Origin of the sequence: Streptomyces sp. SN-593, assembly GCF_016756395.1 — a bacterium.
Classification (GTDB): Bacteria; Actinomycetota; Actinomycetes; order Streptomycetales; family Streptomycetaceae; genus Actinacidiphila; species Actinacidiphila reveromycinica.
The window spans coordinates 6,543,896-6,570,050 of sequence record NZ_AP018365.1 but is presented as its reverse complement, the minus strand read 5'-3'; the positions used below and the strand labels follow the sequence as shown (position 1 = coordinate 6,570,050).

General features: G+C 73.6%; 20 protein-coding genes. 6 read left to right on the top strand and 14 right to left on the bottom strand.

Features of this window, described 5'->3' with window-relative positions:
* Positions 1-9: 9 nt before the first annotated feature.
* From RVR_RS28140 to sepH, 3 genes are all read left to right on the top strand, one after another.
* A complete protein-coding gene (locus RVR_RS28140) occupies positions 10-1,287 on the top strand; it encodes an MFS transporter (protein WP_202236706.1) in 1,278 nt (425 codons plus the stop codon).
* A complete protein-coding gene (locus RVR_RS28135; protein ID WP_202236704.1) occupies positions 1,214-2,572 on the top strand; it encodes a D-arabinono-1,4-lactone oxidase in 1,359 nt (452 codons plus the stop codon). Before RVR_RS28140 ends, RVR_RS28135 begins: the two co-directional genes overlap by 74 nt.
* 369 nt (positions 2,573-2,941) lie before the next feature.
* Positions 2,942-4,021, top strand: a complete 1,080-nt coding sequence (gene sepH, locus RVR_RS28130; protein WP_202236702.1) for a septation protein SepH — start codon at positions 2,942-2,944, stop codon at positions 4,019-4,021.
* Between the two features lie 158 nt (positions 4,022-4,179).
* Here sepH and RVR_RS28125 read toward each other — a convergent pair whose 3' ends face one another.
* The 5 genes from RVR_RS28125 to RVR_RS28105 form a co-directional block, all read right to left on the bottom strand.
* The gene (locus tag RVR_RS28125; RefSeq protein WP_202236700.1) at positions 4,180-5,007 is read right to left on the bottom strand and encodes a sulfurtransferase; all 828 of its coding nucleotides are present in this window, start codon (positions 5,005-5,007) and stop codon (positions 4,180-4,182) included.
* A 117-nt stretch (positions 5,008-5,124) separates the two neighbouring features.
* On the bottom strand, positions 5,125-5,775 hold the full coding sequence (locus RVR_RS28120) for a thymidine kinase (RefSeq protein WP_202236698.1): 651 nt from the start codon (positions 5,773-5,775) through the stop codon (positions 5,125-5,127).
* Between the two features lie 127 nt (positions 5,776-5,902).
* Positions 5,903-7,096 (bottom strand): alkaline phosphatase family protein, encoded by a 1,194-nt coding sequence (locus RVR_RS28115; RefSeq protein ID WP_202236696.1) that lies wholly within the window; start codon positions 7,094-7,096, stop codon positions 5,903-5,905.
* The gene (locus RVR_RS28110; RefSeq protein WP_202236694.1) at positions 7,096-7,698 is read right to left on the bottom strand and encodes a DUF5998 family protein; all 603 of its coding nucleotides are present in this window, start codon (positions 7,696-7,698) and stop codon (positions 7,096-7,098) included. The genes RVR_RS28115 and RVR_RS28110 overlap by 1 nt, the downstream gene beginning before the upstream one ends.
* Positions 7,699-7,728: 30 nt before the next feature.
* Complete coding sequence (locus RVR_RS28105) at positions 7,729-10,695, bottom strand: bifunctional acetate--CoA ligase family protein/GNAT family N-acetyltransferase (RefSeq protein WP_202236691.1); 2,967 nt, start codon at positions 10,693-10,695, stop codon at positions 7,729-7,731.
* 183 nt (positions 10,696-10,878) lie between these two features.
* Here RVR_RS28105 and RVR_RS28100 point away from each other — a divergent pair, with 183 nt between their 5' ends.
* Positions 10,879-11,160 carry an HPr family phosphocarrier protein gene (locus RVR_RS28100; protein WP_202236689.1) on the top strand — a complete coding sequence of 94 codons (282 nt, stop codon included), beginning with the start codon at positions 10,879-10,881 and terminating at the stop codon, positions 11,158-11,160.
* A 180-nt stretch (positions 11,161-11,340) separates the two neighbouring features.
* Here RVR_RS28100 and RVR_RS28095 read toward each other — a convergent pair whose 3' ends face one another.
* The 3 genes from RVR_RS28095 to RVR_RS28085 form a co-directional block, all read right to left on the bottom strand.
* Entirely contained in the window at positions 11,341-12,015 is a 675-nt protein-coding gene (locus RVR_RS28095) for a GntR family transcriptional regulator (protein ID WP_237405005.1), read from the bottom strand.
* A 363-nt stretch (positions 12,016-12,378) separates the two neighbouring features.
* Complete coding sequence (locus tag RVR_RS28090) at positions 12,379-13,764, bottom strand: M16 family metallopeptidase (RefSeq protein ID WP_202236685.1); 1,386 nt, start codon at positions 13,762-13,764, stop codon at positions 12,379-12,381.
* Positions 13,761-15,113: a M16 family metallopeptidase gene (locus RVR_RS28085; RefSeq protein ID WP_202236683.1), complete on the bottom strand. Its 1,353-nt coding sequence runs from the start codon at positions 15,111-15,113 to the stop codon at positions 13,761-13,763. Before RVR_RS28085 ends, RVR_RS28090 begins: the two co-directional genes overlap by 4 nt.
* A gap of 330 nt (positions 15,114-15,443) precedes the next feature.
* On the opposite strand from RVR_RS28085, the gene RVR_RS28080 reads away from it, so the two are divergent.
* Together RVR_RS28080 and RVR_RS28075 are read left to right on the top strand one after the other, a co-directional pair.
* Positions 15,444-17,891: a DNA gyrase/topoisomerase IV subunit A gene (locus RVR_RS28080; RefSeq protein WP_202236681.1), complete on the top strand. Its 2,448-nt coding sequence runs from the start codon at positions 15,444-15,446 to the stop codon at positions 17,889-17,891.
* A 258-nt stretch (positions 17,892-18,149) separates the two neighbouring features.
* Positions 18,150-19,142: a ferredoxin family protein gene (locus tag RVR_RS28075; RefSeq protein WP_202236678.1), complete on the top strand. Its 993-nt coding sequence runs from the start codon at positions 18,150-18,152 to the stop codon at positions 19,140-19,142.
* Positions 19,143-19,268: 126 nt separating this feature from the next.
* Here the strand turns inward: RVR_RS28075 and RVR_RS28070 are convergent, their stop codons facing one another.
* The 6 genes from RVR_RS28070 to RVR_RS28045 form a co-directional block, all read right to left on the bottom strand.
* Positions 19,269-20,912: a solute symporter family protein gene (locus RVR_RS28070; RefSeq protein WP_237405425.1), complete on the bottom strand. Its 1,644-nt coding sequence runs from the start codon at positions 20,910-20,912 to the stop codon at positions 19,269-19,271.
* A 41-nt stretch (positions 20,913-20,953) separates the two neighbouring features.
* Entirely contained in the window at positions 20,954-21,463 is a 510-nt protein-coding gene (locus RVR_RS28065; protein WP_346731482.1) for a DUF485 domain-containing protein, read from the bottom strand.
* A gap of 94 nt (positions 21,464-21,557) precedes the next feature.
* Positions 21,558-22,214 (bottom strand): response regulator transcription factor, encoded by a 657-nt coding sequence (locus RVR_RS28060; RefSeq protein ID WP_202236676.1) that lies wholly within the window; start codon positions 22,212-22,214, stop codon positions 21,558-21,560.
* A complete protein-coding gene (locus tag RVR_RS28055) occupies positions 22,211-23,365 on the bottom strand; it encodes a sensor histidine kinase (protein ID WP_202236674.1) in 1,155 nt (384 codons plus the stop codon). The genes RVR_RS28060 and RVR_RS28055 overlap by 4 nt, the downstream gene beginning before the upstream one ends.
* The gene (locus RVR_RS28050) at positions 23,362-23,841 is read right to left on the bottom strand and encodes a DUF1453 family protein (protein WP_202236673.1); all 480 of its coding nucleotides are present in this window, start codon (positions 23,839-23,841) and stop codon (positions 23,362-23,364) included. Before RVR_RS28050 ends, RVR_RS28055 begins: the two co-directional genes overlap by 4 nt.
* Positions 23,842-23,985: 144 nt before the next feature.
* Positions 23,986-26,106: a DNA gyrase/topoisomerase IV subunit B gene (locus RVR_RS28045; RefSeq protein ID WP_202236672.1), complete on the bottom strand. Its 2,121-nt coding sequence runs from the start codon at positions 26,104-26,106 to the stop codon at positions 23,986-23,988.
* Positions 26,107-26,155: the final 49 nt, after the last annotated feature.

Here is a 26,155-nt window from a genome sequence, read left to right as displayed (position 1 = left end):
GAGCGCCACGTGACCAGCCCTTACCGAGCGATCTACCGGACCCCGGGCGCGATGGCGTTCAGCGTGGCCGGGCTGGTCGGCAGGATGCCGCTGTCGATGCTCGGCATCGGCATCGTGACGATGGTCTCCCAGGTGACCGGGAGGTACGGCCTGGCCGGCGCGCTGTCGGCCACGCTGGCGCTGTCGGGCGCCGTGACCGGCCCGCGCGTCTCCCGCATGGTCGACCGGTACGGGCAGCGGCGGGTGCTGCGCCCGGTCTGCGCGGTGACGGTCGTCTCGGTCGCCGGGCTGCTGGTGTGCACGTGGGCGGGGGCGCCGGACTGGGCGTACTTCGTGTGCGTGCTGGGCGCCGGGACGACCCCGAGCACCGGCGCCATGGTGCGCTCCCGCTGGTCGGAAATCCTGCGCGGCACCCCGGAGAAGCTGCACACCGCCTACTCCGTCGAGGCGGTCGTCGACGAGATCGTGTTCATCGTCGGCCCGATCCTGTCGGTGGGCCTGAGCACCGGATGGTTCGCCGAGGCCGGACCGCTGCTGGCGACGGTGTTCCTGGCCGCGGGGGTGCTGGCGCTGACCGCGCTGCGGTCCACCGAGCCGGTGCCGCACCCGGACGCGCACCGGTCGGCCGGCTCGGTGCTGGCCGCGCCCGGACTGGCGGTGCTGGTCGGGGTGTTCGTCGGCACCGGCGCGGTCTTCGGGGCGGTGGAGGTGGTCACCGTCGCGTTCGCCGACGAGCGCGGCCACAAGGCGCTGGCGAGCGTGGTGCTGGCGACCTATGCGCTCGGTTCGTGCGTGGCCGGGGTGGTGTTCGGGCTGACCCGGCCGCGCGGGACGGTCGCCGGGCGGTTCAGGCTGGGCATAGTGCTGATGGGGGTGAGTATGATCCCGCCACTACTGATAGGGAATCTTTTTTTCCTGGCATTGGCGCTGTTCTTCTCCGGCCTGACCATCGCCCCCACGATGGTGAACGCGATGGGCCTGGTCGAACAGCTCGTACCCCGGGGGCGGTTGACCGAGGGCATCACGTGGACCAGCACGGGTCTCGCGGTCGGCGTCGCCGCGGGCGCCGCGCTCGCCGGTCGGGTGATCGACGCACACGGCGCCCGGGCAGCCTTCTGGGTGGGCACCGCCGCAGCGGTCTTCGCGGCCGCGGCGGCGTTCCTCGGCTACCGCCGGCTGCGGCCGGCACCGGATCGGGAGGAGCAGGACCACGATGGGGCGGACCGGAGCAGCACCCAGGACCACCAGCGGCATCTCGGCACCCTTGAGGGCGAGGGAGTGGCGTAACTGGGCGGGTAACGTCTCGGCGCGCCCCGGGCGGGTCGCCGCGCCCGCGTCGGTCGACGAACTCGCCGCGGTGGTGCGCAAGGCAGCCGCGGACGGACTGCGGGTGAAGGCGGTCGGCTCCGGCCACTCCTTCACCGCAGCCGCGGCCACCGACGGGCTGCTGGTGCGGCCCGAGGCGCTGTCCGCGATCAGGTCGATCGACCCCGAGGCCGGCACCGTCACCGTGGAGGCGGGGGTGCAACTGCGGCAGCTCAACGCGGCGCTGGCCGCCGCCGGGCTGTCGCTGCGGAACATGGGCGACATCATGGAGCAGACCGTGGCCGGCGCCACCAGCACCGGTACCCATGGCACCGGCCGCGACTCCGGCTCGATCGCCGCCCAGATCACCGCGCTCGAACTGGTCACCGCCGACGGGTCGGTGCTCGACTGCTCGGCCGACCGGAACCCCGAGGTGTTCGCCGCCGCCCGGATCGGCCTCGGCGCGCTCGGCGTGGTCAGCGCCCTCACCTTCGCGGTGGAGCCGCTGTTCCTGCTCACCGCCCGGGAGGAGCCGATGAGCTTCGACCGGGTGACGGCGGAGTTCGACCGGCTCGTCGCGGACAACGAACACTTCGAGTTCTACTGGTTCCCGCACACCGAGGGCTGCACCACCAAGCGCAACAACCGCTCCGCGGGCCCGGCCGCCCCCGTGCCCGCGCTGCGCGGCTGGATCGACGACGAACTGCTGTCCAACGGCGTCTTCCAGGCCGCCTGCGCGCTCGGCAGGGTGGCCCCGGCGGCGATCCCGGGGATCGCGAGGATCTCCAGCCGCGCGCTGTCGGCCCGGACGTACACCGACATCCCCTACAAGGTCTTCACCAGCCCGCGCCGGGTCCGGTTCGTCGAGATGGAGTACGCGGTGCCGCGGGAGGCCGCGGTGCCGGTTCTGCGGGAGTTGAAGTCCATGGTGGAGCGGTCCGACCTGCGGATCAGCTTCCCGGTGGAGGTACGGGTGGCTCCGGCCGACGACATCGCGCTGTCCACCGCCTCCGGCCGGGACAGCGCCTACGTCGCGGTGCACATGTACCGGGGCAGCCGCTACCAGGAGTACTTCACCGCCGTCGAGCGGATCATGGTCGCGGCGGGCGGCCGTCCGCACTGGGGCAAGATGCACACCCGGGACGCGGAGTACCTGCGCTCGGCCTACCCGCGCTTCGAGGAGTTCACCGCGCTGCGCGACCGGCTCGACCCCGAGCGGCTGTTCGAGAACGACTACCTGCGCCGGGTGCTGGGTGCCCGCACGTGACGGGTGACGGCGACTTCGCCGCGTAAGAACCCTTTTGGGTGATCAATGACGCACTCCGGTGTGAGCCGGGTCACCCAACTCCCGCCCTCCGCACGACATTGGACGGCGCGGCAGCCGCCCCCTGGTGGCCCGAATGGAGTACCGTGACGAATCCTGGCTTCCGGTGCCCGGCCGGTCGCCAAGGACGCGTGGAGGGGAGTCGGGGGCGCTCGTCCCGGGGTGCCACAGTCGGTCACACAGGGTGGCCGACCGACCACCGTCCCATAACGGCGTGTCACCGTCTGGTCCCGACACGCCGGGCAACTCCGCAAGGTTGTGGCACGCTGCACCCGGGCAGGCCACACTCGTTCAACGGGAGCAGCGACGCACGTGACGTCGGCAGGCACCACCCGGGAGGTAACCGTGCCCGAACTGCGGGTCGTGGCCGTCAGCAACGACGGCACCCGACTGGTGCTCAAGGCTGCCGACAGCACGGAGTACACCCTCCCGATCGACGAGCGGCTGCGCGCCGCCGTGCGCAACGACCGGGCCCGGCTCGGCCAGATCGAGATCGAGGTCGAGAGCCATCTGCGGCCCCGGGACATCCAGGCGCGGATACGGGCCGGCGCCTCGGCCGAGGAGGTCGCCCAGCTCGGCGGCATCCCGGTGGAGCGGGTGCGGCGGTTCGAGGGGCCGGTGCTGGCCGAGCGGGCCTTCATGGCCGAGCGGGCCAGGAAGACCCCGGTCCGCCGCCAGGGCGAGACCACCGGGCCGCAGTTGGGCGAGGCGGTCGCCGAACGCCTGCTGCTGCGGGGCGCGGAGAAGGACACCGTGCTGTGGGACTCCTGGCGCCGCGACGACGGCACCTGGGAGGTCCTGCTGGTCTACCAGGTCGCCGGCGAACCGCACTCGGCGTGCTGGACGTACGACCCGCCGCGCCGCCTGGTGCAGGCGGTGGACGACGAGGCGCGCGCGCTGATCGGCGAGACCGCTCAGACCCAGGGCCAGGAGCCGAGCTTCCCGTTCGTGCCCCGGATCGCCCGGCTGCCCCGGGACCGGCCGCTGGACCGCCCCGGCGGCGAGCGACCGGACCGCACCGACCGGGCCGACCGCGAGGCGCGCGCCGAGGAGCAGTCGGAGGAGCGCGACTCGCTCACCAGCCTGCTCGAGGCGGTACCGAGCTTCCGTGGCGACATGGTCGTGCCCGCTCCCCCGGTTCCGCCGGACTCCGCCCCGGCGGAGGAGGCACAGGAGGAGGAGCCGGAGGAGGCCGCTCCCGCGGCCAGCGCCGGCGCGGGCTCCGCCTATGCCGACGTCCTGATGCCGCGCGCCGTGGCGGGCCACCGCGACCGTCTGAAGGGCACCACCGACCGCCAGGCCGAGGCGGACGGCGTCCGCCCGGGGCGGCGGGCCACGGTGCCGAGCTGGGACGAGATCGTCTTCGGCAGCCGCCGCAAGAAGCAGGAGTAGCGCAGGCAGCAGGCAGCAGGATCAGCGCAGCAGGATTACTGCGCGCCGGGAGGAGTGAACCGGCTTCGCAGCGGGCATCGGGACACCGACCGGGAGCCGACGGCCGTAAGGGGCAGCCACCTTGGTGGTTGCCCCTTACGCGTGCGCCCTGCGGGGGGTCAGCCCGGCTGCGCGCCCGTGGCCACCGGACGGGAGGGGTCGGCGCCCCACTCGCTCCAGGAGCCGACGTACAGCGCCGCCGGGACGCCCGCGACGGCGAGCGCGAGGATCTCGTGCGTCGCGGACACGCCGGAGCCGCAGTAGACGCCCACCTCGGCGCCGGGCGTCGCGCCCAGGGCGCCGAACCGCGCGGCGAGTTCGGCGGGGGCGCGGAAGAGCCCGTCCGAGGTGACGTTCTCCGTCGTGGGGGCGCTCACCGCGCCCGGGATGTGGCCGGCGACCGGGTCGATCGGCTCGGTCTCGCCGCGGTACCGCTCTCCCGCCCGTGCGTCCAGCAGCAGCCCGCGGCGGGCGAGTGCGGCCGCACCGGCCGCGTCGAGCACCGGCAGGGCACCGGGCCGCGGCACGAAGTCCCCGTCCCCCGGCGCGGGTTCCGCGGTGCTCAGCGGCAGCCCCGCGGCCTTCCACGCCGCCAGGCCGCCGTCCAGCACCCGGACCCGCTCGTGTCCCGCCCAGCGCAGCAGCCACCACGCGCGGGCCGGACCCCAGCCGTTCCAGTCGTCGTAGAGCACCACGTCGGTCTGCGCGCCGACCCCGGCCGCGCGCATCGCGGCGCCGAACACCCCGGTGTCGGGCAGCGGGTGGCGTCCGCGCGGGCCGGGCGCCCCGGCGAGCGCGGTGTCCAGGTCCACGTAGCGGGCGCCGGGGATGTGGCCCGCCGCGTACTCGCCGTGCCCGGACGGCCCGCCCATCGCGTAGCGGACGTCGAGCACGGCGGTGGAGGCGGGCGCCGCGGCCAGTTCGGCCGCGGTGATGATGGGTTCCATGCCCCCATTGTGGGTCGTGGTCCGCGCGGCGCGGGCGCACCCCACCCCCACGCGATCGCGGGCAGCAGCGGCACCGGGGCGGGAGGGCCGCCGGGCCCGGTAAGGCCGACCGGCGGGTCAACCGTGGTTGTTGACCGGCAGCACGTCCGGCGAGAGGGAGCCCACGGCGGCGGACGCGCTCGTCATGCGGCGCCGGTGGTGGCGGCGGCACAGTACCTCGTAGCCGACCTCCGCGGCGCGGTCCACGTCGCCGATCACCACCTGGGCGCCCTCGACGACCATGACGCCGCCTATGGTGCGGGCGTTGTGGGTGGCGCGGGCACCGCACCAGCACAGGGCCTCGACCTGGAGCGCCTCGATCCGGTCGGCCAGCTCCATCAGCCGCTGCGAGCCCGGGAAGAGCCGGGTGCGGAAGTCGGTGGTGATACCGAACGCGTAGACGTCCAGGTCGAGTTCGTCCACCACCCGGGCGAGCTGGTCGATCTGCACCGGGGCGAGGAACTGTGCCTCGTCGACCACGACGTAGTCCACCCGGCCGCCGCGGCTGATCACCCCGATCAGGTGGCCGTACAGGTCCATGTCGTCGGCCACCTCGACGGCGTCGGTGACCAGGCCGAGCCGGGAGGAGAGCTTGCCCTGCCCGGCGCGGTCGTCCCGGGTGAAGATCACCGCCTGGAGGCCGCGGGCGGTGCGGTTGTGGATGATCTGCAACGCGAGGGTGCTCTTGCCGCAGTCCATCGTTCCGGAGAAGAAGACCAGCTCGGACATGGGAAGGACGACGGCCTTTCGGAGGGGCGGCGGTGGACGGAGGGCGGCCGGACGGAGCGCGGGCGGCAGGTGGGAGGACGAGGGGAGAGCGACGGGCACGCGGACGGGCAGCGGACGGCGGGCAGCCTCAGGAGCGTACTTCGAGCAGCGGGACCAGTTGCTCGACGGGGGTCATGGAGCCGTGCAGCCCGACCATCCTCGACTCCCCCGGCTCGGTGCGGCCCGCCACGATCGCCACGTCGTCCCGGGCCGCGGCCACCACGTCGCCGATCCGCCCCAGCACCCGTGGCTCGCAGTCCGGCCCGAACCAGCCGGCGGCCACCGCCTCCGCGCGGCCGGCCACCCACATCCTGTCGCCGAGCACCTCGCGCCACACCGCGAGCACGTCGGCCGCGGCTCCGGGCACCGCGTACACGTGCCGGGCCCGGCCCTCGCCGCCCAGCACCGCGACCCCCGCGCGCAGTTCCCAGTCCTCGTCGAAGTCGATCCTCGACTCCTCGTCGAACGGGACGTCGATCATGCCGTGGTCCGCGGTGACGTACAGGGCGCTGCGCGGCGGCAGTTGCTCGGCGAGGCGCTGCGCCAGCCGGTCGACCATCGCCAACTGCCCGCGCCATGCGTCGGAGTCGACGCCGTGCCGGTGGCCCATGGCGTCCAGCTCGCTGTAGTACGTGTAGACCAGCGCGCGGTCGGCGGCCGCGAGCCGGTCGGCGGCCAGGTCCATCCGGTCCTCGCCGGACAGCCGCCCGTGGAAGGCGCCGCCGGACAGCGCGACCTTGGTCAGCGGGGTCTGGGCGAAGGTCGGTGAGGAGACCTGGCAGGTGGCGATCCCGGCGGCGTCGGCGAGCCGGAAGACCGTCGGGTGCGGCTGCCAGGTGTGCGGCGCGGTCCACGGCTGCCAGCGCAACTGGTTCATCAGCTCGCCGGTGCCGGGGTTGAGCGTCGTGTACCCGGCCAGGCCGTGCGCGCCCGGCGCCAGGCCGGTGCCCACGGAGGCGAGCGAGGTCGCGGTGGTGGACGGGAAGCCGGCGGTGAGCGGGCGTCCGCTGCCGCCGGTGGAGGTGCCCAGCAGCGACGTGAGGAAGGGCGCCTCCTCGGGATGGCGCAGGATCAGCTCCCAGCCGAGCCCGTCCACCAGGAACACGCAGACCCGGTCGGCCGGTTCGAGGACCAGGCCGGTGCGGGGCATGCCGGGGACGTCGAACCCGGCGACCGCGGCCGGGATCACGTCGCACAGCGCACCGGTGCCGTAGGCGGGGACCGGTGCGGTGCGCAGGTCGAGCGGCTCGGGGTCGTAGGCGTCGGGAAGCGGTCCGCCCATCAGTCCGTGGCCGCTGTCGCCTCGGAGAGGGCCTGCGCGAAGGCGAGGGCCTGCCGGACGGTGTCGGGGCCGTCGCCGGCCTCGCTGACCCGCAGCGAGAGGTCGTCGACGGTCGAGGAGCCGGTGTACCCGTGGTCGGCCTCGCAGTTGGGGTCCCCGCAGGCGGCCGGTTCCAGGTCGATCCGGGAGACGGCGCCCCATCCGATGGTGAGCACGACCTCGCGCGGCAGGGTGCCCGGAGTGCCGGCGGTGCCCGGCGTGTAGGACTCGGGGTTGGCCACCACCCGGCTGACCACCACCGAGGAGATCCGGCCGATCTTCACCGATTCGGTCGACGTGGTCGCGTACGGGCTCGGCGAGGTGTCGTCGGCCGCCTGCTCGTCGGTGTGGCTGACGATGAACCGGCTGCCGGTGAGCACCAGCACCGTCACGTGCCGCCGCACCTCGTTGGCGTCGAAGGTGGTCTCCTGGTGGACCAGGTACGACGTGACCGGCTCGCGGCCCACGGCCGCCTCGACGGCCTCGGCCACCAGGGCCGGGTAGTAGCCGCTGCGCTCGATGGCCGTGCGCAGTCCCTGCGTCGTCGTACCGGTCTTCGCCATGAGGTCCATCCTATGCGCGCTCCAGGGCCTTCAGTACGTCGTCAGCGCGCGCGGGCCCAGGTCGGTGCGGGCCGGCGGGGTGGCCAGCCGGACCCGCGCGCCGAGCACGCTCAGACCGCGCGGCGCGACCACCACGGGCTCCAGGTCGACGGCGACCACCTCCGGAAGGTCGTCGGCGAGCATCGACACCCGCAGCAGCAGTTCCTCCAGCGCGGCGGTGTCGACCGGCTCGGCGCCGCGCCAGCCGAAGAGCATCGGCGCGGACTTGAGGGAGCGCACCAGCTCCGCGGCGTCGCGGTCCGTGGCCGGGACGAGCCGGTGCGCTATGTCGCCGAGGAGTTCGGAGGGCGCGCCGGCCAGCCCGAAGGAGAGCACCGCGCCCGCCGCCGGGTCCACCCCGGCCCGCACCACCGTGTCCACCCCGCGCGGGGCCATCGCCTGGACCACCGGGCGCAGTTCGGCGGGCCCGCCGAGCCGCGCGGTCAGCTCGCCGTAGGCCCGCCGCAGGTCGTCCTCGTCGGCGAGGTCGAGCCGCACGCCGCCGAGGTCGGCGCGGTGGCGCAGGTGGGGCGCGGTGGTCTTCAGCGCCACCGGGTAGCCGAGCGCGGCGGCGGCCCGGGCGGCGGCGTCCGGGTCGGGCGCGGGCCGGGCCAGGCGGACCTGGACGCCGTAGCGGCCGAGCAGGGCCGCGGTGTCGGCCTCGGTGAGGGTGACGCCCTCGCCGGGCGGTGTTCCCGGCGGCAGCAGCCGGCGCACGTCCTCGGTCGCGCCGGCCTCGTCGATCCCGTCCAGGTCCGGGACCCGGCCGGGTTCCGCGACGCTCGCGCGCCACGCGGCGTAGGCGGTGGCCTCGGCGAGCGAGCCGACCGCGCGGTCCGGCGCGCGGTAGGCGGGGATACGGGCCTCGGCGGCGCGGGCGGCGGGGACACGGGCGGCGGGTGTGCCGGCCGCATCGGGCACGGGCGCCGCGGACCCGTCGGGCACGGGCGGCGGCCCGGACGTGCCCGGCCCGGACGTGCCCGGCCCGGGCGGTGGCGGCCCGGCCTCCCCGGGTCCGCGCGTCGGTGCCCTGTCCTCCCCGGGTTCCGGTACGGGCGCGCCGAGCCGGTCGGCCATGGCGTCGAGGGCGAGGTGGACCACCACCACGGGCTTGTCCGCGCCGGCGGCGGCGGCCCGCAGGGCGGCGGCGAGGGCGGGGTCGTCGCCGGCCTCGGGGTCGGACGGGACGGCGGGGGCGGCCGCGTCGCCCGGGTCGCTCGGGTCGGCGGTGAGCAGGTCGGTGCCGACCCTGGGGATGGCCGTGACCACCACCGCGTCGCTGCCGGGGTCGGCCAGCGCGGTGGTGAGGGCGGCCGCGAAGTCGTCCGGGCCGGCGGTGGTGGTGAGGTCGACCGGCGCGGCGGGGCGCAGCCCCGCGGTGAGCGCCGAGTCGTAGGTGAGCAGGCCCAGGGACTCGGAGTTGCCGAGGATGGCGACGCGGTTGCCGGCGGGCAGCGGCTGGAGGGCGAGGAACAACCCGGCGTCGAGCAGTTCCGTGACGGTGTCGACCCGCATCACCCCGGCCTGCCGGAAGAGCGCGGACACCGTGGAGTCGGGGATGCGGGTGACGGGCACCTCGTGGCCGGGGGGCACCGCGCCGGAGTGCAGGGCGCCCTTCACCACCACGACGGGCTTCTCGGCCGCCGTGCGGCGGGCGAGCCGGGTGAACTTGCGGGGGTTGCCGAAGGACTCCAGGTACATCAGCACCGCGCCGGTGTCCGGGTCGTCCTGCCAGAACTGGAGCAGGTCGTTGCCGGAGACGTCCGCCCGGTTGCCCGCCGACACGAAGGTGGACGGGCCCAGGCCCCGGCGGTGCAGCCCGGAGAGCAGGGCGATGCCGATGGAGCCGGACTGGGTGAACAGGCCGAGCCGGCCGCGGCGCGGCATGTCGGGGGACAGCGACGCGTTCAGCCGGGCGTCGGGCGCGGTGTTGAGGACCCCGAACGCGTTCGGGCCGATCACCCGCATGCCGTGGGAGCGGGCCTGCCGGACCAGTTCGCGCTGGCGGGCCCGGCCCTCGGGGCCGGCCTCGGAGTAGCCGGCACTGACCACGACGAGGCCGCGCACCCCGGCGGCGCCGCAGTCGGCGACGGCCTCGGGCACCCGTTCGGCGGGCACCGCCACCACCGCGAGATCGACGCTCGCGCCGCTTTCCGCGATCTCCCGGACCGAGCGGTGGCCGGGCACGCCGCCGAGGTCGGTGCCGCCGGCGGGGAAGGCGTGGTTGACCGCGTAGAGGCGGCCGGTGAAGCCGCCGGCGGCGATGTTGCGCAGCAGCGTGCGGCCGAGGCCGCCGGGCCGGCGGCCGGTGCCGACCACCGCGACGGACTCCGGGCGCAGCAGCCGCTGGACGGAGCGCGCCTCGGCGCGGTGTTCGCGGGCGCGCATCACACGCACGGACTCGTCGGTGGGTTCGAGGTCGAGGTCGAGGTGGACGACGCCGTCGGTGAAGCTGCGCTGCTGGGTGTAGCCGGCGTCGGTGAAGACCTTGACCATCTTGCGGTTGGCGGGCAGGACTTCGGCGGTGAAGTGCAGGATGCCGCGCTCGCGGGCGACGGCCGCGATGTGTTCGAGCAGCGCGGAGGCGACGCCGCGGCCCTGGTGCGCGTCCTGGACGAGGAAGGCGACCTCGGCGCGGGTGCCCGCCGGCCCCGACACCGCCCGCCCGTACTCGTCGGTGCGGTCGTAGCGGACGGTGGCGATGAACTCGCCCCCGACGGTGGCCGCGAGGCCGACCCGGTCGTCGTAGTCGTGGTGGGTGAAGCGGTGCACGTCCCGGTCGGACAGGCGCGGGTAGGGCGCGAAGAACCGGTAGTACTTCGACTCGTCGGAGACCTGCTCGTAGAAGTCCACCAGCCGTCCGGCGTCCTCCGGGCCGATCGGCCGGATCCGGGCGATGCCGCCGTCGCGCAGCACGACGTCGGCCTCCCAGTGGACGGGGTACGGCTGCTCGCTCATGTCCCCAGCGTATGCGCCGGAGCGCGTGGGGTGTCTGCTCGCGCCGCCGACGCGCAGGGGGCAGTCTGGGGGAGGCCGCTTCGAGCGCGGGCCGGTGCGTCGAAGCCGCGCCGGAGGCGTGCTCGACTGGTCTCGATCACTGGAACCGCCTGTGCGGATGGCACCGACCCGAAGGACTTCACCATGGCTGAGCGGCACGTCAACGTCGGCTGGGCGGAGGGGCTGCACGCCCGCCCCGCATCCATCTTCGTCCGCGCGGCCATGGCCGCCGGGGTGCCGGTGACCATCGCCCGGGCCGGGGGCGCCCCGGTCAACGCCGGGTCGATGCTCGCCGTGCTCGGTCTCGGCGCGCAGGGCGGCGAGGAGGTCGTGCTCGCCTCGGAGGCGGACGGGGCCGAGGTGGCGCTGGACCGGCTGGCGAAGCTGGTCGCCGAGGGCCTGGACGAGTTGCCCGAGACGGTCTGAGGCCGGCGGACCGCAATGCCCGCCGCAGCGAATACCGGCCGCCGCTCCGGATGACCGGTCGCCGCGTAAAACACCCGCACAGCGGAATTCACCGGAGCCGGACATGCCCTCGGCCCGGCCGGTCGGCATTTCCCGCGATATCCGGGACGACAATTCACGTTCTTGTATACGGTGCGATTGTTAAGCGCGGCGGCGTCCCGCGTGTACGGCGCGTTTCAGGGTCCTCACCGAGGAGGCGTGCTCCACATGCAGCGCGGCCAGCCGGCGGGCGCGTTCGGCGTCGCCGCGAGCCACCGCGTCCACGATCGCCGCGTGCTCCTCCCACGCGAGCGCGGCCCGGTCGGTGCTGTCCCCGGCGTACACCCAGGCGATCTTGTACCGGAGCTGGGTGAGCAGGGCGGCCAGCGTGGGGCTGCCGGACGCCTGCGCCAGCGTCTCGTGGAACCAGCCGCCGAGCGCCGGCAGGTCCGACAACTGCCCCTGCACCGCGCGCTCCTGACCCAGCCGGACCAGGCCGCGCAGCACCTTGAGGTGGGACTCGCCCCGACGCTGCGCGGCCCGGGCGGCGCCCAGCGGCTCCAACAGGCCGCGCAGCTCCAACAGGTCCGCGGCCTCCTGCTCGGTGGGCTCGGCCACCGAGGCGCCGGCGTGCCGGCGGGTGCGGACGAAGCCCTCGGACTCCAGGGTGCGCAGCGCCTCGCGCACCGGCACCCGCGACACCCCGTACCGCTGCGCGAGCAGCTCCTCGGTCAGCCGGCTGCCGGGCGGGAAGAAGCCGCCCACGATGTCGTCGCGGATCGCCGTACACACCACCTGGGCGGAGATACGCCGATCGGTGCCCCCCGCGCCGTTCACATCCGTTTCCGCATCGCAAGAACTCCGCTCTCTCCCCGTATGCATTCTGACGCGACTCTATTGCAGCACGAGACCGTACGGAAATGCAGCCCCTGAATTTCCGGGTCGTTCCGGATGGTTTTCGGACAGGGGGGCGCGAATCGTGGCCGGTGTCCGGCGTGGGGGCGCGCGCCCCGGGCGGGGCGGCGGGGAGAGGGCAGGGCGGGGACGGGCGTGGGGGTACCGGAGGGCGGGGGCGGCCGGGCCGAGGCGGCGGGACGGCCGAGGGGGGCGGCGGGAGGGGGCGGGACGGCCGGAACCCCGGCGCCGCGCTGGCGGGCCGGGGTTCCGGTGGGGGGGGTCGCGGGGGTTCCGCGGCCGGGGTCAGGAGACGACGGACACCGGGCCGATCCCCAGTTCCCGCACCGGGTCCGCGATCGCGGCCGCGTCGCCGACCAGGATCACCACGAGGCGGTCCAGCGGGAAGGCGCTGACGACCGCGGCCGTCGCCTCCACCGTGCCGGTCTCGGTGAGCCGGGCGTACAGCGCGGCCTGGAAGTCGTCGGGCAGCTCCTGCTCGACCTGGTCGGCGAAGGTGCTCGCCACCGCGGCGGCGGTCTCGTAGCGCAGCGGGGCCACCCCGACGAGGTTCTGCACCGCGACGTCGCGCTCGGTGTCGGTCAGCCCGCCCTCGCCCAGTTCGCGGATCACCCGCCAGGCGTCGGCCAGGGCCGGGCCGGTCACCTCGGTGGCGACCGAGCCGCTGACGGCCAGCAGCGCGGCGCCGGTGCCGTCGGCGGAGGAGAGCAGCACCTGGCCGAAGGCGCGCACCCCGTAGGTGTAGCCCTTCTCCTCGCGCAGCACCCGGTCCAGCCGGGAGGTGAGGGTGCCGCCGAGGCAGTAGGTGCCCAGCACCTGCGCCGCCCACACCGGGTCCTGCCGGTCCGGGCCGGTCCGGCCGATCAGCAACTGGGTCTGCACCGAGCCGGGCCGGTCCACGATCACCACGCGCGCGGTGTCGTCGGCCACGATCGCCGGGCGGGCCGCGGGCTCGGCCTTGGTGCCCGTCCAGCGGCCCAGCGTGCTCTCCAGCAGCACGGGCAGCTCGATCCCGGTCAGGTCGCCGACCACCACGGCGGTGGCCGTGGCGGGCCGGACGTGCGCGGTGTAGAAGGCGCGCACGGCGTCCGCGTCGATCCGCCGCACCGTCTCCTCGGTGCCCTGGCGGGGCCGCGAGTGGCGCGCCTCGGCCGGGAACAGTTCCTTCGACAGCGCCATCGCGGCCCGGCGGCCGGGGTTCGCCAGCTCGTGCGGGATCTCGTCGAGCCGGTTGGCGACCAGCCGCTTGATCTCGTCGTCCGGGAAGGCCGGGGACCGCAGCGCCTCGGCGAGCAGGTCGAGCGCCTTGTCCAGCCGGGACGCGGGCACCTCGAGGGAGACCCGCACCCCCGGGTGGTCCGCGTGCGCGTCGAGCGTCGCGCCGCAGCGCTCCAACTCGGCGGCGAACTCCTCGGCGGAGTGCTGGTCGGTACCCTCCGACAGCGCCCTGGCCATGATGGTGCCCACACCGTCGAGGCCCTCGGGCTCGGCGGCCAGCGGAGCGGCGAGCAGCACCTCGACCGCGACCACCTGCTGGCCGGGGCGGTGGCTGGTGAGCAGGGTCAGGCCGTTGGCCAGGGTGCCGCGCTGGGGCGCGGGGAACGCCCACGGCTTCGGCTCGCCGGCCTGCGGCTGCGGGTGGAACGTCATGGTGTCGGCGGTGGCGCTCATGCCTCGGCACCCTCTCCCTGCTCGTCCTGGTCGTCCTGCTGTGCGCCGGCGCCCCCGGTGGGCTCGTAGACGAGGACGGCCCGGTTGTCGGGGCGCAGCCGCGCCGCGGCGACCGTCCTGACCTCCTCGGCCGTCACGTCCAGCACCCGCTGCACCGCGGTGAGGGCGAGCTGCGGGTCGCCGAACAGCACCGCGTACCGGCACAGTTCGTCGGCGCGGCCGGCCACCGTGGCGAGCCGGTCCAGCCACTCGCGCTCCAGTTGCGCCTGCGCGCGCTCCATCTCCTCGGGCGTGGGGCCGTGCTCGGCGAGGCGGGCCAGCTCCTCGTCCACGGCCGCCTCGATGGCGGGCAGTTCCACGCCGCTGGACGCCTTGACGTCCAGCCAGCCGAGCGAGGGCGCCCCGGCCAGCCGCAGCAGGCCGAACCCGGCGGTCACGGCGGAACGGTCGCGCCGCACCAGCCGGTTGTGCAGCCGGGAGGACTCGCCGCCGCCCAGGACCGTCAACGCCAGGTCGGCAGCGTCACTCTCACGGGTGCCGTCGTGCGGCAGCCGGTAGACGGCCATCAGGGCACGGGAGGGGACGTCCTCCTCGATCACCTCGCGCACGCCCTCGCCGACCACGTCGGGCAGCGAGCCGTCGCGCGGCTCCGGCTTGCCGTCGTGGGCCGGGATGGTGCCGAAGTACTTCTCGATCCACTTGAGGGTCTGCGCCGGGTCGATGTCGCCGACCACGGACAGCACCGCGTTTCCGGGCGCGTAGTACGTGCGGAAGAAGGCGCGGGCGTCCTCCAGCGAGGCCGCGTCGAGGTCGGCCATCGAGCCGATCGGGGTGTGGTGGTAGGGGTGGCCGTCCGGGAAGGCGAGCGCGCTGAGGCGTTCGAACGCGGTGCCGTAGGGCACGTTGTCGTAACGCTGGCGGCGCTCGTTCTTCACCACGTCCCGCTGGTTGTCCAGGCTCTCCTGGTCCAGCGCGGTCAGCAGGCTGCCCATGCGGTCGGCCTCCAGCCACAGGGCCAGTTCGAGCTGGTGGGCCGGCATGGTCTCGAAGTAGTTGGTGCGCTCGAAGCTGGTGGTGCCGTTGAGCGAACCGCCCGCGCCCTGGACGAGCTCGAAGTGCCCGTTCCCCTTGACGCTGGCCGAGCCCTGGAACATCAGGTGCTCGAAGAGGTGGGCGAGACCGGTACGGCCCTTGACCTCGTGGCGCGAACCGACGTCGTACCAGAGGCATACCGCGGCGACCGGGGTGAGGTGGTCCTCGGAGAGCACCACTCGCAGGCCGTTCGCCAGGCGGTGCTCGGTGGCTGTCAGGCCGCTGGAGTGTGCCTCCGGCGTGGCCGTGTGACCCATGGGCAAGCTGTCCTTCCGGTCGCTGCTGCGTGACTGCGTAGAGTGCTGCCACTCTAGGCAAGCGTGCCCGCGCCGCGCGAAGTTCCCGCCCGGAACGCGCTCGTGCCGGGTCGCGGTCCGCGTTGTCGGTGCCGCGGTCCACAATGGACCGCGCCGCACCGCGGCGCGGGCCCGCCGTCCGTGCGCGGCAGCAGCGCGCGACCCGCACCGCGCGGCACGCGGCCCGGCAACAGGACGTACCCGCAGCACGACACGCAACGCACCACCCCGTACACGCACCACGCACCACGCACCCGAAGGCACCACGCAAGGCAAAGGAGCGCCGCCGAGATGGCCCGCCGCACGACGAAGAGCCCGCCTCCGGACGACGACTTCGAGGAGCGCATCCTCGACATCGACGTCGTGGACGAGATGAAGGGCTCCTACCTTGAGTACGCCTACTCGGTGATCTACGCCCGCGCGCTGCCCGACGCCCGTGACGGCATGAAGCCGGTGCACCGCCGCATCGTCTACCAGATGAACGAGATGGGCCTGCGCCCCGAGCGGGGCTTCGTCAAGTGCGCCCGCGTGGTCGGCGAGGTGATGGGCAAGCTGCACCCGCACGGCGACGCGTCGATCTACGACGCGATGGTCCGGATGGCGCAGCCCTTCTCGCAGCGGCTGCCGCTGGTCGACGGGCACGGGAACTTCGGCTCGCTCGACGACCTGCCGGCCGCGATGCGCTACACCGAGGCCCGCATGTCGGGCCCGGCGCAGCTCATGGTCGAGTCGATCGACGAGGACACCGTCGACTTCGCGCCCAACTACGACGGCCAGGAGCAGGAGCCCGAGGTCCTGCCGGCCGCCTACCCGAACCTGCTGGTCAACGGCTCGTCCGGGATCGCGGTCGGGATGGCGACGAACATGCCGCCGCACAACCTGGGCGAGGTCGTCGCGGCCGCCCGGCACCTGATCCGGTACCCGAACGCGGACCTCGACGCGCTGATGCGCCACGTCCCGGGGCCCGACCTGCCCACCGGCGGCCGGATCATCGGACTGTCCGGTGTCCGCGACGCGTACGAGACCGGCCGCGGCACCTTCAAGATCCGCGCCACCGTCTCGGTGGAGGACGTCACCCCGCGCCGCAAGGGCCTGGTCGTCACCGAACTGCCCTTCACCGTCGGGCCCGAGAAGGTCATCGCCAAGATCAAGGACATGGTCGGTGCCAAGAAGCTCCAGGGCATCGCCGACGTCAAGGACCTCACCGACCGCGAGCACGGCCTTCGGCTGGTCATCGAGATCAAGAACGGCTTCAACCCCGAGGCCGTGCTCGAACAGCTCTACAAGCTGACGCCGATGGAGGACTCCTTCGGCATCAACAACGTGGCCCTGGTGGACGGCCAGCCGCTCACCCTCGGCCTCAAGGAGCTGCTGGAGGTCTACGTCGACCACCGCTTCACGGTGGTCAGGCGGCGCTGCGAGTTCCGGCGCACCAAGCGCCGTGACCGGCTGCACCTGGTGGACGGCCTGCTCGTGGCGCTCGTCGACATCGACGAGGTCATCTCCATCATCCGGTCCAGCGAGAACGCGGCGCAGGCCAAGGAACGCCTGATGGACCGGTTCGGCCTGTCGGACATCCAGACGCAGTACATCCTCGACACCCCGCTGCGCCGGCTGACCCGCTTCGACCGGATCGAGCTGGAGGCCGAGCGCGACCGGCTCAACGAGGAGATCGCCGAGCTGACCCGCATCCTGGAGTCGGACGCGGAACTGCGCAAGCTGGTGTCCTCCGAACTCGCCGCCGTCGCGAAGAAGTACGGCACCGAGCGGCGTACCGCGCTGCTGGAGTCGGCGGGCGCCCCGGCCACCGCGGTGCCCCTGGAGGTCGCCGACGACCCGTGCCGGGTGCTGCTCTCCTCGACCGGGCTGGTGGCGCGCACCCCGGTGGGCGAGCCGCCCTCCGACACCTCGGGCAAGCGGGCCAAGCACGACGTGGTCGTGTCCGCGGTGGCGACCAGCGCCCGCTCCGACGTCGGCGTGGTGACCTCGACCGGCCGGCTGCTGCGGCTGACCGTCATCGACCTGCCGATGCTGCCGGACACCGCGGGCCCGCCCTCGCTCGCCGGCGGCGCCCCGCTGTCGGAGTTCCTGGCGCTCGACGACGGGGAGCGGGCGCTGTGCCTGACCACGCTCGACGAGTCCTCGCCCGGGCTGGCGCTCGGCACCGCGCAGGGCGTGGTCAAGCGGGTCGTGCCGGACTACCCGTCCAACAAGGACGACCTGGAGGTCATCACCCTCAAGGAGGGCGACGCGATCGTGGGCGCGGTGGAGCTGCGCACCGGTGAGGAGGACCTGGTCTTCATCACCGACGACGCCCAACTCCTGCGCTACCCGGCCGCCCAGGTCCGTCCGCAGGGCCGCCCGGCCGGCGGTATGGCGGGCATCAAGCTCGCCGACGGCGCCCGGGTGATCTCCTTCACCGCGGTGGACCCGGCCGTGGAGGCGGTGGTCTTCACCGTGGCCCGTTCCGAGGGCACGCTCGACGGCCCGGGCGAGGGCACCGCGAAGCTGACACCGTTCGACCAGTACCCGCGGAAGGGGCGGGCCACCGGCGGGGTGCGCTGCCAGCGGTTCCTGCGCGGGGAGAACGGCCTGCTGCTGGCCTGGGCGGGTCCCGCACCGGCCCGCGCGGCCACCTCGGCGGGCGCGCCCGCCGAACTCCCGCCGAAGGACCCGCGCCGCGACGGCTCCGGTGTCCCGCTGGCCAAGCCGGTCGCGGTGATCGCGGGCCCGGCGTAGCCGCACCCCCGTACCCGTGCCCGGGCCCGCCACGGCCCGGGCACGGGTGGGTGCGGGCCCAGCAGGGCGGAACACGCGGCTGGCTGGGCGGCCGGTACGGCGACGGGCCCGGGCCGGGCGGCGGGCCCGCGATACAGGTCCGAGGACGGACGTACGGCACCGGTCCGAGGACCGGCATACGGCACCGGTCCGAGGACCGGCGTACGGCGACGGGCGCCGGTACGGGCACGCGCGGAGGTACGGTCTAGGCTCGGCGGCGTGAGCCTCTGCACCATTGCCTCGACCGAACTGGCCGAACCGTTGACCGCGACCGCGGCGACCGCCCGGACCTGGCTCCTGATCGAGCAGCCGGGGCCGTGGGGGGCGAAGGCGCTCAGGACCAGCCACCTCGACCCGGTACTGGGGCGCACGTTGGAGCGCCTCGCCGACGGCACCGGTGTCCGGCTCGGCCTCATCCGGCGCCCCGGCCGGCATGCCGACACCCACCGGCCGCGCCTGCGCCGCGTCATCGCCGCCCACACCGCGCCCGACCGGCCCTGGGTCTGCACCGCCGACCTGGCCGACGCCTCCGACCTGGCCGACCTGGACTTCCCGGCTCTCGGCGGCGGCCGGTCCGCCGGCTTCGGCGCCCCCGCCGACGGCCCCGGCGCCCGACCGGTCGCCCTCGTCTGCACCAACGGCACCCGCGACCGCTGCTGCGCCCTGCACGGTCGTCCGCTCGCCGCCGAACTCGCCGCCGACGAGGGCTTCGACGTCTGGGAGACCACCCATCTCGGCGGCCACCGCTTCGCCCCGACCATGCTGGTGCTGCCGCACGGCTACTCCTACGGCCGTCTGGACGCCGCCTCGGCCAAGGACGCGCTGACCGCCGCGCGCGCCGGCCGGGTCGCCCTGGACGGCTGCCGCGGCCGCTCCACCTGGTCCCGCCCGGGGCAGGCCGCCGAGTTGGCGGTCCGGACGCTCGTCGACGAGGACCGCGCGGCGGTGCTGGCGGTGCGCGCCGCCGACCCCGTGCAGCCTGAGCAGCCCGCGCCGGGGCCCGGGAACGACGACGCACGGACCGCCTGGTCCGTGCGCGTCGAGCACACCGACGGCCGGGCCTGGCGGGTGCTGGTCGCCCAGCGCGCCGCCACTCCCCCGCGGCCTGAGAGCTGTGGCGCCGCGCTCGGCACGCCCGCGCGGATGGACGTGGAGGCCGTCGAGCAGATCGCCCCCGGTCCAGCGTCCACCCGTACGCCGCCCGGCCGTTGAGGTCGGGCCGTTGACACCGGGCGGCTCGGGTAGGGCGGGCTCGGGTCGGGCGACTGGCGCCGGCCCGTCGCCCGGGTGGAGCCGCACCCCCGGCCCCGGTAGACAGTACGGGGGCGATCCGGCCCGCTACACGGCGCCGGCTCCCGTCAGCGACCGCACCTCGGTCTCCGCGAACGCGGCCTCGTCCGCCGGCTCCTTGGTGAGCACCGTGCCCAACCAGCCGGCGAAGAAGCCGAGCGGGATCGAGACCAGCCCCGGGTTCTCCAGCGGGAAGAGGTGGAAGTCCACCCCCGGGAAGAGCGAGTCGGCCCGCCCGGACGTCACCGGTGAGAGCACCACCAGGGTCAGCGCGGGGACGAGCCCGCCGTAGATCGACCACACGGCACCCTTGGTGGTGAAGCGGTGCCAGAACAGCGAGTAGAGCAACGAGGGCAGGTTCGCCGACGCCGCCACCGCGAACGCCAGCCCCACCAGGAACGCGATGTTCTGGTCCTGCGCCAGCAGGCTCAACGCGATCGCCACCGCGCCGATCCCGACCGCGGAGAACCGCGCCACCCGCACCTCGTCCTCCTCCATGTGGCCGCCGGGGTTGCCGGCGTCGCCCCTGGCCGCGTGGCGCGGCACCCGCCGCACCGTCGCGTACAGGTCGTGCGCCACCGACGCCGACGACGCGAGGGTGATGCCCGCCACCACCGCCAGGATCGTCGCGAACGCCACCGACCCCACCACCGCGAACAGCACCGCGCCGCCGGTCGTGCCCGATCCGCCGCCCAGCGCCTCCGCGAGCAGCGGCACCGCGGTGTTGCCCGCCTCGTTGGACGTCCGCACCGTGTCCGAACCGACCATCGCCGCGGCACCGAAGCCCAGCACGATCGTCATCAGGTAGAACGCACCGATCAGCCCGATCGCCCACACCACCGAGCGCCGCGCCGAACGCGCCGTCGGCACCGTGTAGAAGCGCGAGAGGATGTGCGGCAGCCCGGCCGTGCCCAGCACCAGGGCCAGGCCCAGACTGATGAAGTCCAGCCTCGATGTCCCGCTGACCCCGTATTTCAGCCCCGGCGCCAGGAACGCGTCGCCCTGCCCGCTCCCGGTCACCGCAGAGCGCAGCAGCCCGTTCACGTTGCCGTGGAACTTCACCAGCACCATCACCGTGAGCGCCACCGTGCCCCCCATCAGCAGCACGGTCTTGACGATCTGGATCCAGGTGGTCGCCCGCATCCCGCCGAACGACACGTAGGTCACCATCAGCGCGCCGACCCCGATCACCGTCCAGGTCCTGGCCGTGCCGGTGCCGCCGAGCAGCAGACCGACCAGGCTGCCCGCACCGACCATCTGCGCCACCAGGTAGAGGATCGACACCGTCACCGACGCCGTCCCCGCCGCGATCCGCACCGGGCGGTGCCGCAACCGGGCGGACAACACGTCGGCCAGCGTGTACCGCCCGACGTTCCGCACCAGTTCGGCGACGAGCATCAGCACGACCAGCCACGCCACGAAGAACCCGACCGAGTACAGCAGCCCGTCGTACCCGAACAGCGCGATCAGCCCGGAGATCCCGAGGAACGACGCCGCCGACATGTAGTCCCCGGCGATCGCGAAGCCGTTCTCCACCGGGGTGAACAGCCGCCCGCCGGCGAAGAACTCGACCGACGAACTGCGCCGCCGCCCCGCCCACGCCGTGATCGCCAGCGTCACCGACACGAACACCGTGAACAGGACGATCGCCAGTCCCTGGTGATCTCCCGTCGTGTCCGCCAGGTACGCCACGTCCGTCCGCTGCCCCGCCAGCCGACCCGTCAACTGCCCTGTCACCGCACCCGCTCCTGCCCGGTCCTGGTGGCCAGCGTCCACCGAAGGTCAAGCGCCGCCCGGTCCCGCCGCAGCCGCGCGTGCCGCGCATACGCCCACGTCAGGAGGAAGGTCGTCGCGAACTGCGCCAGGCCCGCGACCATCGCCACGTTCAGCTCGCCCGCCACCCGTCGGGCCATCAGGCCCGGCGCGGTGGTCGCCGCCACCACGTAGACCAGGTACCAGGTGACGAACGCCGCCACCGCCGGGAACGCGAACCCCCGGTAGCTGTCCCGCACCTGAGCGAACGCCGCGCTGTGCTGGACCTCCACGTAGACCGCCGCTCGGGCGGCCGCTTCATCCCCACGGCGCGCCCGCGGTGGCGCCGCCGGTTCCGCCACCTGCTCTCTGACCTCGCCCGAACCCGTTGCGGTATCCGGCTCCGGCGCCCACTGCCGTGCCACCGCGGCCTGTCGCCACGGGCTGTCCACCCCCAGCGTCCCCGGGTCTCCCCCGCCGTGCTCGTCCACCGAACTCTCCTCGATCAGCCGACCGGTCGGTCGTGCGGCCAATCATGGGCAGAGCGGGAAGATCCAGGCCCAACATGCCGAAACCTTCACACCATCAGGTGATCCCGTGCCGGTAGGCGTATCCCACGGCCTGAGCCCGATCGCGTGCCCCGGTCTTGGCAAACAGGTTGTTGATGTGCGTCTTCACGGTGGCCCTGCTGACGTGCAACCGCTCGGTGATCTCCGCGTTGGACAGGCCCTCGGCCACCAGTACCAACACCTCCGCCTCCCGTATCGTCAGCCCGTCGGGCAACTCCTCTCCCTCACGTCTCAACGGTGCCACCCGCGGCTCACCTCGCGCGAGCACATCCAGCACCCGGCCCTGCACCGACGACGACAATCCCGCCCGTCCTGCCGTCACATCGGCGATGGCCCGCGCGATCTCCTCCCCGCCCGCGTCCTTCGTCAGATAGCCCCGCGCACCGGCCCGCAGCGCCGGGAACAACGAGTCGTCGTCCGCGAACGTGGTCAGCACCACCACCGGTGTGCCCGGATACCCGGCCCGGATCCGCCGGGTCGCCTCGACCCCGTCGCACCGGGGCATCCGCAGGTCCATCAGCACCACCTCCGGATGCTGCTCCGCCACCAGCCGCACCGCCTCCTCGCCGTCACCGGCCGCTCCCACCACCTCGATCCCCGGCAGCAGCCCCAACAGCATCACGATCCCTTCGCGCACGACCGTCTGGTCGTCCGCGACCACCACCCTTGTCATGCGGGCACCCGCAAGCGCACCACGAAGCCCTCCTCTGCCGGTCCGGCGTCCAACGCGCCTCCCAGCAGTTCGGCGCGCTCTCTCATCCCTCGAAGACCGTAGCCCGATCCGGACACCCCCAGAGAGTTGTCCACAGGCGATCTGCCCCCGAAGTCGCGGAACTCCAACTCGACCTCATCGGGCCGGTACTCCAGGCGAAGCACGACGTCCGCCCCGGGGGCGTGCTTCCGGACGTTCGTCATCGCCTCCTGTGCGACCCGGCGCACCGCGAGTCCCGCCTCGGCCGGCAGCCGCCGGGGCTCCCCGTCGACCTCCAGCCGCGCCCCCTGCGACGCCACCAACTCCCGCAGGAAGTCCTCCACCGCCGTCATGTCGCCGCGCAGCGCGGACAGTGCCTGCCGTGTCTCGGCCAGACCCTCCCGGGCCATCCGCCGGGCCGCCACCACCCGCTCCAGCACCAACTCCCGCTCCGCGCCCCGCTCGACCAGCAGCCGGGCCGCTTCCAGGTGGACGGTCTGCGCGGACAGGCTGTGCGCCAGCACGTCGTGGATCTCCCGGGCGATCCTGGCCCGCTCGGCGAGCGCGGCCGTCTCCGCCTCGGCCTTCCGCGCGGCCCGCTCCTGCGCCAGCAGCCGATGGGTGTTCCCTCGCGCCTCCGCGTCCAGCCGCACGGTGTATCCCGCGAGGCAGACCCCGAGTGCGGTCAGCAACGTCACCAGCCAGCTGTCGGACCTGGCGAACAGCACGAACAAGGTCAGCGCGACCACCGCCACCGGCAGGCCCACCGTCATCGGCAGCCGCTCCAGCGCGAGTACCGCGCACCCGCACCACAGCATCACCGCGGCGAACGGGGCATCCGCTCCGACCGCGAGGGCGCCCCCCGCGACCAGCAGCGCGACCATGCCGAGCGCCGGCCCCAACCGGTGCCGCAAAGTGGTCCGGAAGTAGCACCACAGCACCCCGTACAACACCAGCACTCCGAGGCACGCGCCCGCTGACGCCCACGGGCGCAGCTCTCCCTTGGCGATGATGCCCCACAGCGCCGCGCCCGTGAGCGCCAGCCGGATGCCCCGCCCGACCCGGCGCCTGGCCCGCGGCCTCATCTCGCGGGACAGGGCCTCCCGTGAGGGCCATGAGGTCCAGGTGTTCATGAGACCGCACGGTACGACGGCGCCAGGCCCTGAGCTCGCCAGAGGAGCACGCCGCTGCGTATCAGCAGGGTCACGGCGACCGCGAGCATCACCGAGGACGAACTCTGGTGCACGCTCGCCGCGGCCGCGACCGCGTACAGCCCTCCGCGGACGGCTATGCCGAGCAACCACACCGCGAGGGTGGCTTTGGTGCCCTTCGCCATCACCCGGCCGTCGGACTCCCTCCACATCCGCGTGGTCGTCGCCCAGACGACGCCCATCGCTGCGCCGACCGCAAGTTCCGCGGACAGCAGTGCCACCGAGGCGTCCTGGTGCTGTCCGTCGATCAGGCCGCCGCCGTCCCGGACCGTCAGCGCGATCAGCACGACGGGGAGCAGCCACCACCGGCCGCCGGCCACCACGCGCGGCCGAAGCTGGCGGGCGAGCACCAGCGCGACGACCGCGGCGATCACCAGCGCGTTGACCAGACCGGACATGGCAGTTGCCTCCGAAAAGATTCGACGATGGGCTACGTCCTCGAATCTACGGAGAACCGCTGGTCAGCGGATCAAGCCAGGGGTTGAAAAACGCTCTCCACCCGGGGGTGGAGAGCGTTTTCGCCAGGTGGAGACAGCCTGCGGTCAGACGTCGATCCGCGCGCGGTCCAGGGTGGAGGCGGAGCTGGAGATGAACTCCTTGCGGGGCGCCACCTCGTTGCCCATCAGCAGGTCGAACGCCTGCTCCGCGGCTTCGAGGTCGCTGATGTTGATCCGGCGCAGGGTACGGTGGCGCGGGTCCATCGTCGTCTCGGCCAACTGGTTGGCGTCCATCTCGCCGAGGCCCTTGTAGCGCTGGATGCTGTCCTTGTAGCGGACGTTGCGCCGGTTGAGGTCCTGGAGGGTCTGCCGCAGCTCGGCGTCGGAGTAGGTGTAGAGGTACTTGTCCTGGCCCTTCCTGGGCTGGACCAGCTCGATCCGGTGCAGCGGCGGGACGGCGGAGAAGACCCGGCCCTCCTCGACCATGGCGCGCATGTAGCGCTGGAAGAGGGTGAGCAGGAGGCAGCGGATGTGGGCGCCGTCGACATCGGCGTCGGCCAGGAAGATCACCTTGCCGTAGCGCGCCTGGTCGATGTCGAAGGTGCGCCCGGAGCCGGCTCCTATCACCTGGATGATCGCGCCGCACTCGGCGTTCTTGAGCATGTCGGAGACGGAGGACTTCTGCACGTTCAGGATCTTGCCGCGGATCGGCAGCAGCGCCTGGAACTCGGAGTTGCGCGCCAGCTTGGCGGTGCCGAGCGCCGAGTCGCCCTCGACGATGAACAGTTCGCTGCGCTCGACGTTGTCGCTGCGGCAGTCGGCGAGCTTCGCCGGCAGCGAGGAGGTCTCCAGCGCGGTCTTCCTCCGCTGCGCCTCCTTGTGCTGCCGGGCGGCGATGCGGGTCCGCGCGGCGGCGACGGCCTTCTCCAGCACGGCCCGGGCCTGGCCCTTGGTGTCGCGCCGGGTGGAGGTCAGGAACTCCTTGAGCTCCTTGGCCACGACGGCGGCCACGATGCGGTTCGCCGCCGAGGTGCCCAGCACCTCCTTGGTCTGGCCCTCGAACTGCGGCTCGGCCAGCCGGACGGTGACCACCGCCGTGAGGCCCTCCATCGCGTCGTCCTTGACGATGTCGTCCTCGGCGACGCGCAGCAGTTTGGTCGCGCGCAGCACCTCGTTGACCGTCTTGGCGACCGACCGCTCGAAGCCGGTCACGTGGGTGCCGCCCTTGGGCGTCGCGATGATGTTGACGAACGACCGGAGGGTGGTGTCGTATCCCGTGCCCCAGCGCAGCGCGATGTCGACACCGAGTTCACGGGTGACCTCGGTGGGCGTCATGTGGCCGCGGTCGTCGAGTACCGGGACGGTCTCCTTGAAGGTGCCGCTGCCGGTCAGCCGCTGCACGTCGCTGATCGGCTTGTCGGGGGCGAGGTACTCGCAGAACTCGCTGATCCCGCCGTCGAAGTGGAAGACGTCCTCGACCGGCTTGTCCTCCTCGATGCCGCGCTCGTCGCGCACCACGATGGTGAGGCCGGGGACGAGGAAGGCGGTCTGCCGGGCCCGCTGGTGGAGGGTGTCCAGGGAGAGCTTGGCGTCCTTCAGGAAGATCTGCCGGTCCGCCCAGTACCGCACCCGGGTGCCGGTGCGGGTGCGGGGCACCTTCTTGGCACGGGTCACGCCGCTGGCCGGCTCGAAGGGGGCGTCGGGGCCGGACTCGGTGAAAATGCCGGGGACACCCCGTCGGAAGCTGATGGCGTGGGTGTGCCCGCCGCGGTCGACCTCGACGTCCAGGCGCGAGGACAGCGCGTTGACCACCGAGGCGCCGACGCCGTGCAGACCGCCGGAGGCGGCGTACGAGCCGCCGCCGAACTTGCCGCCGGCGTGCAGCTTGGTCATGACGACCTCGACGCCGGACAGGCCGGTCTTCGGTTCGACGTCCACCGGGATGCCGCGGCCGTTGTCGCGGACCTCGATGGAGCCGTCGGAGCCGAGCACGACCTCGATCCGGTCGCCGTGGCCCGCCAGGGCCTCGTCCACGGCGTTGTCGATGATCTCCCAGATGCAGTGCATGAGGCCGCGGCTGTCGGTCGAGCCGATGTACATACCGGGCCGCTTGCGGACGGCCTCGAGTCCTTCGAGGACGAGGAGATGCCGCGCGGTGTAGTTGGAACCGTCACGATCTGCGCCCGTCAGCATCGAGGCGGGCGGCACGGAGGTTTCGGCGGTCACGCGGGCAGCTCCTCGGTCAAGATATTCAGCCGTGTCGGTGAGAGGGTAC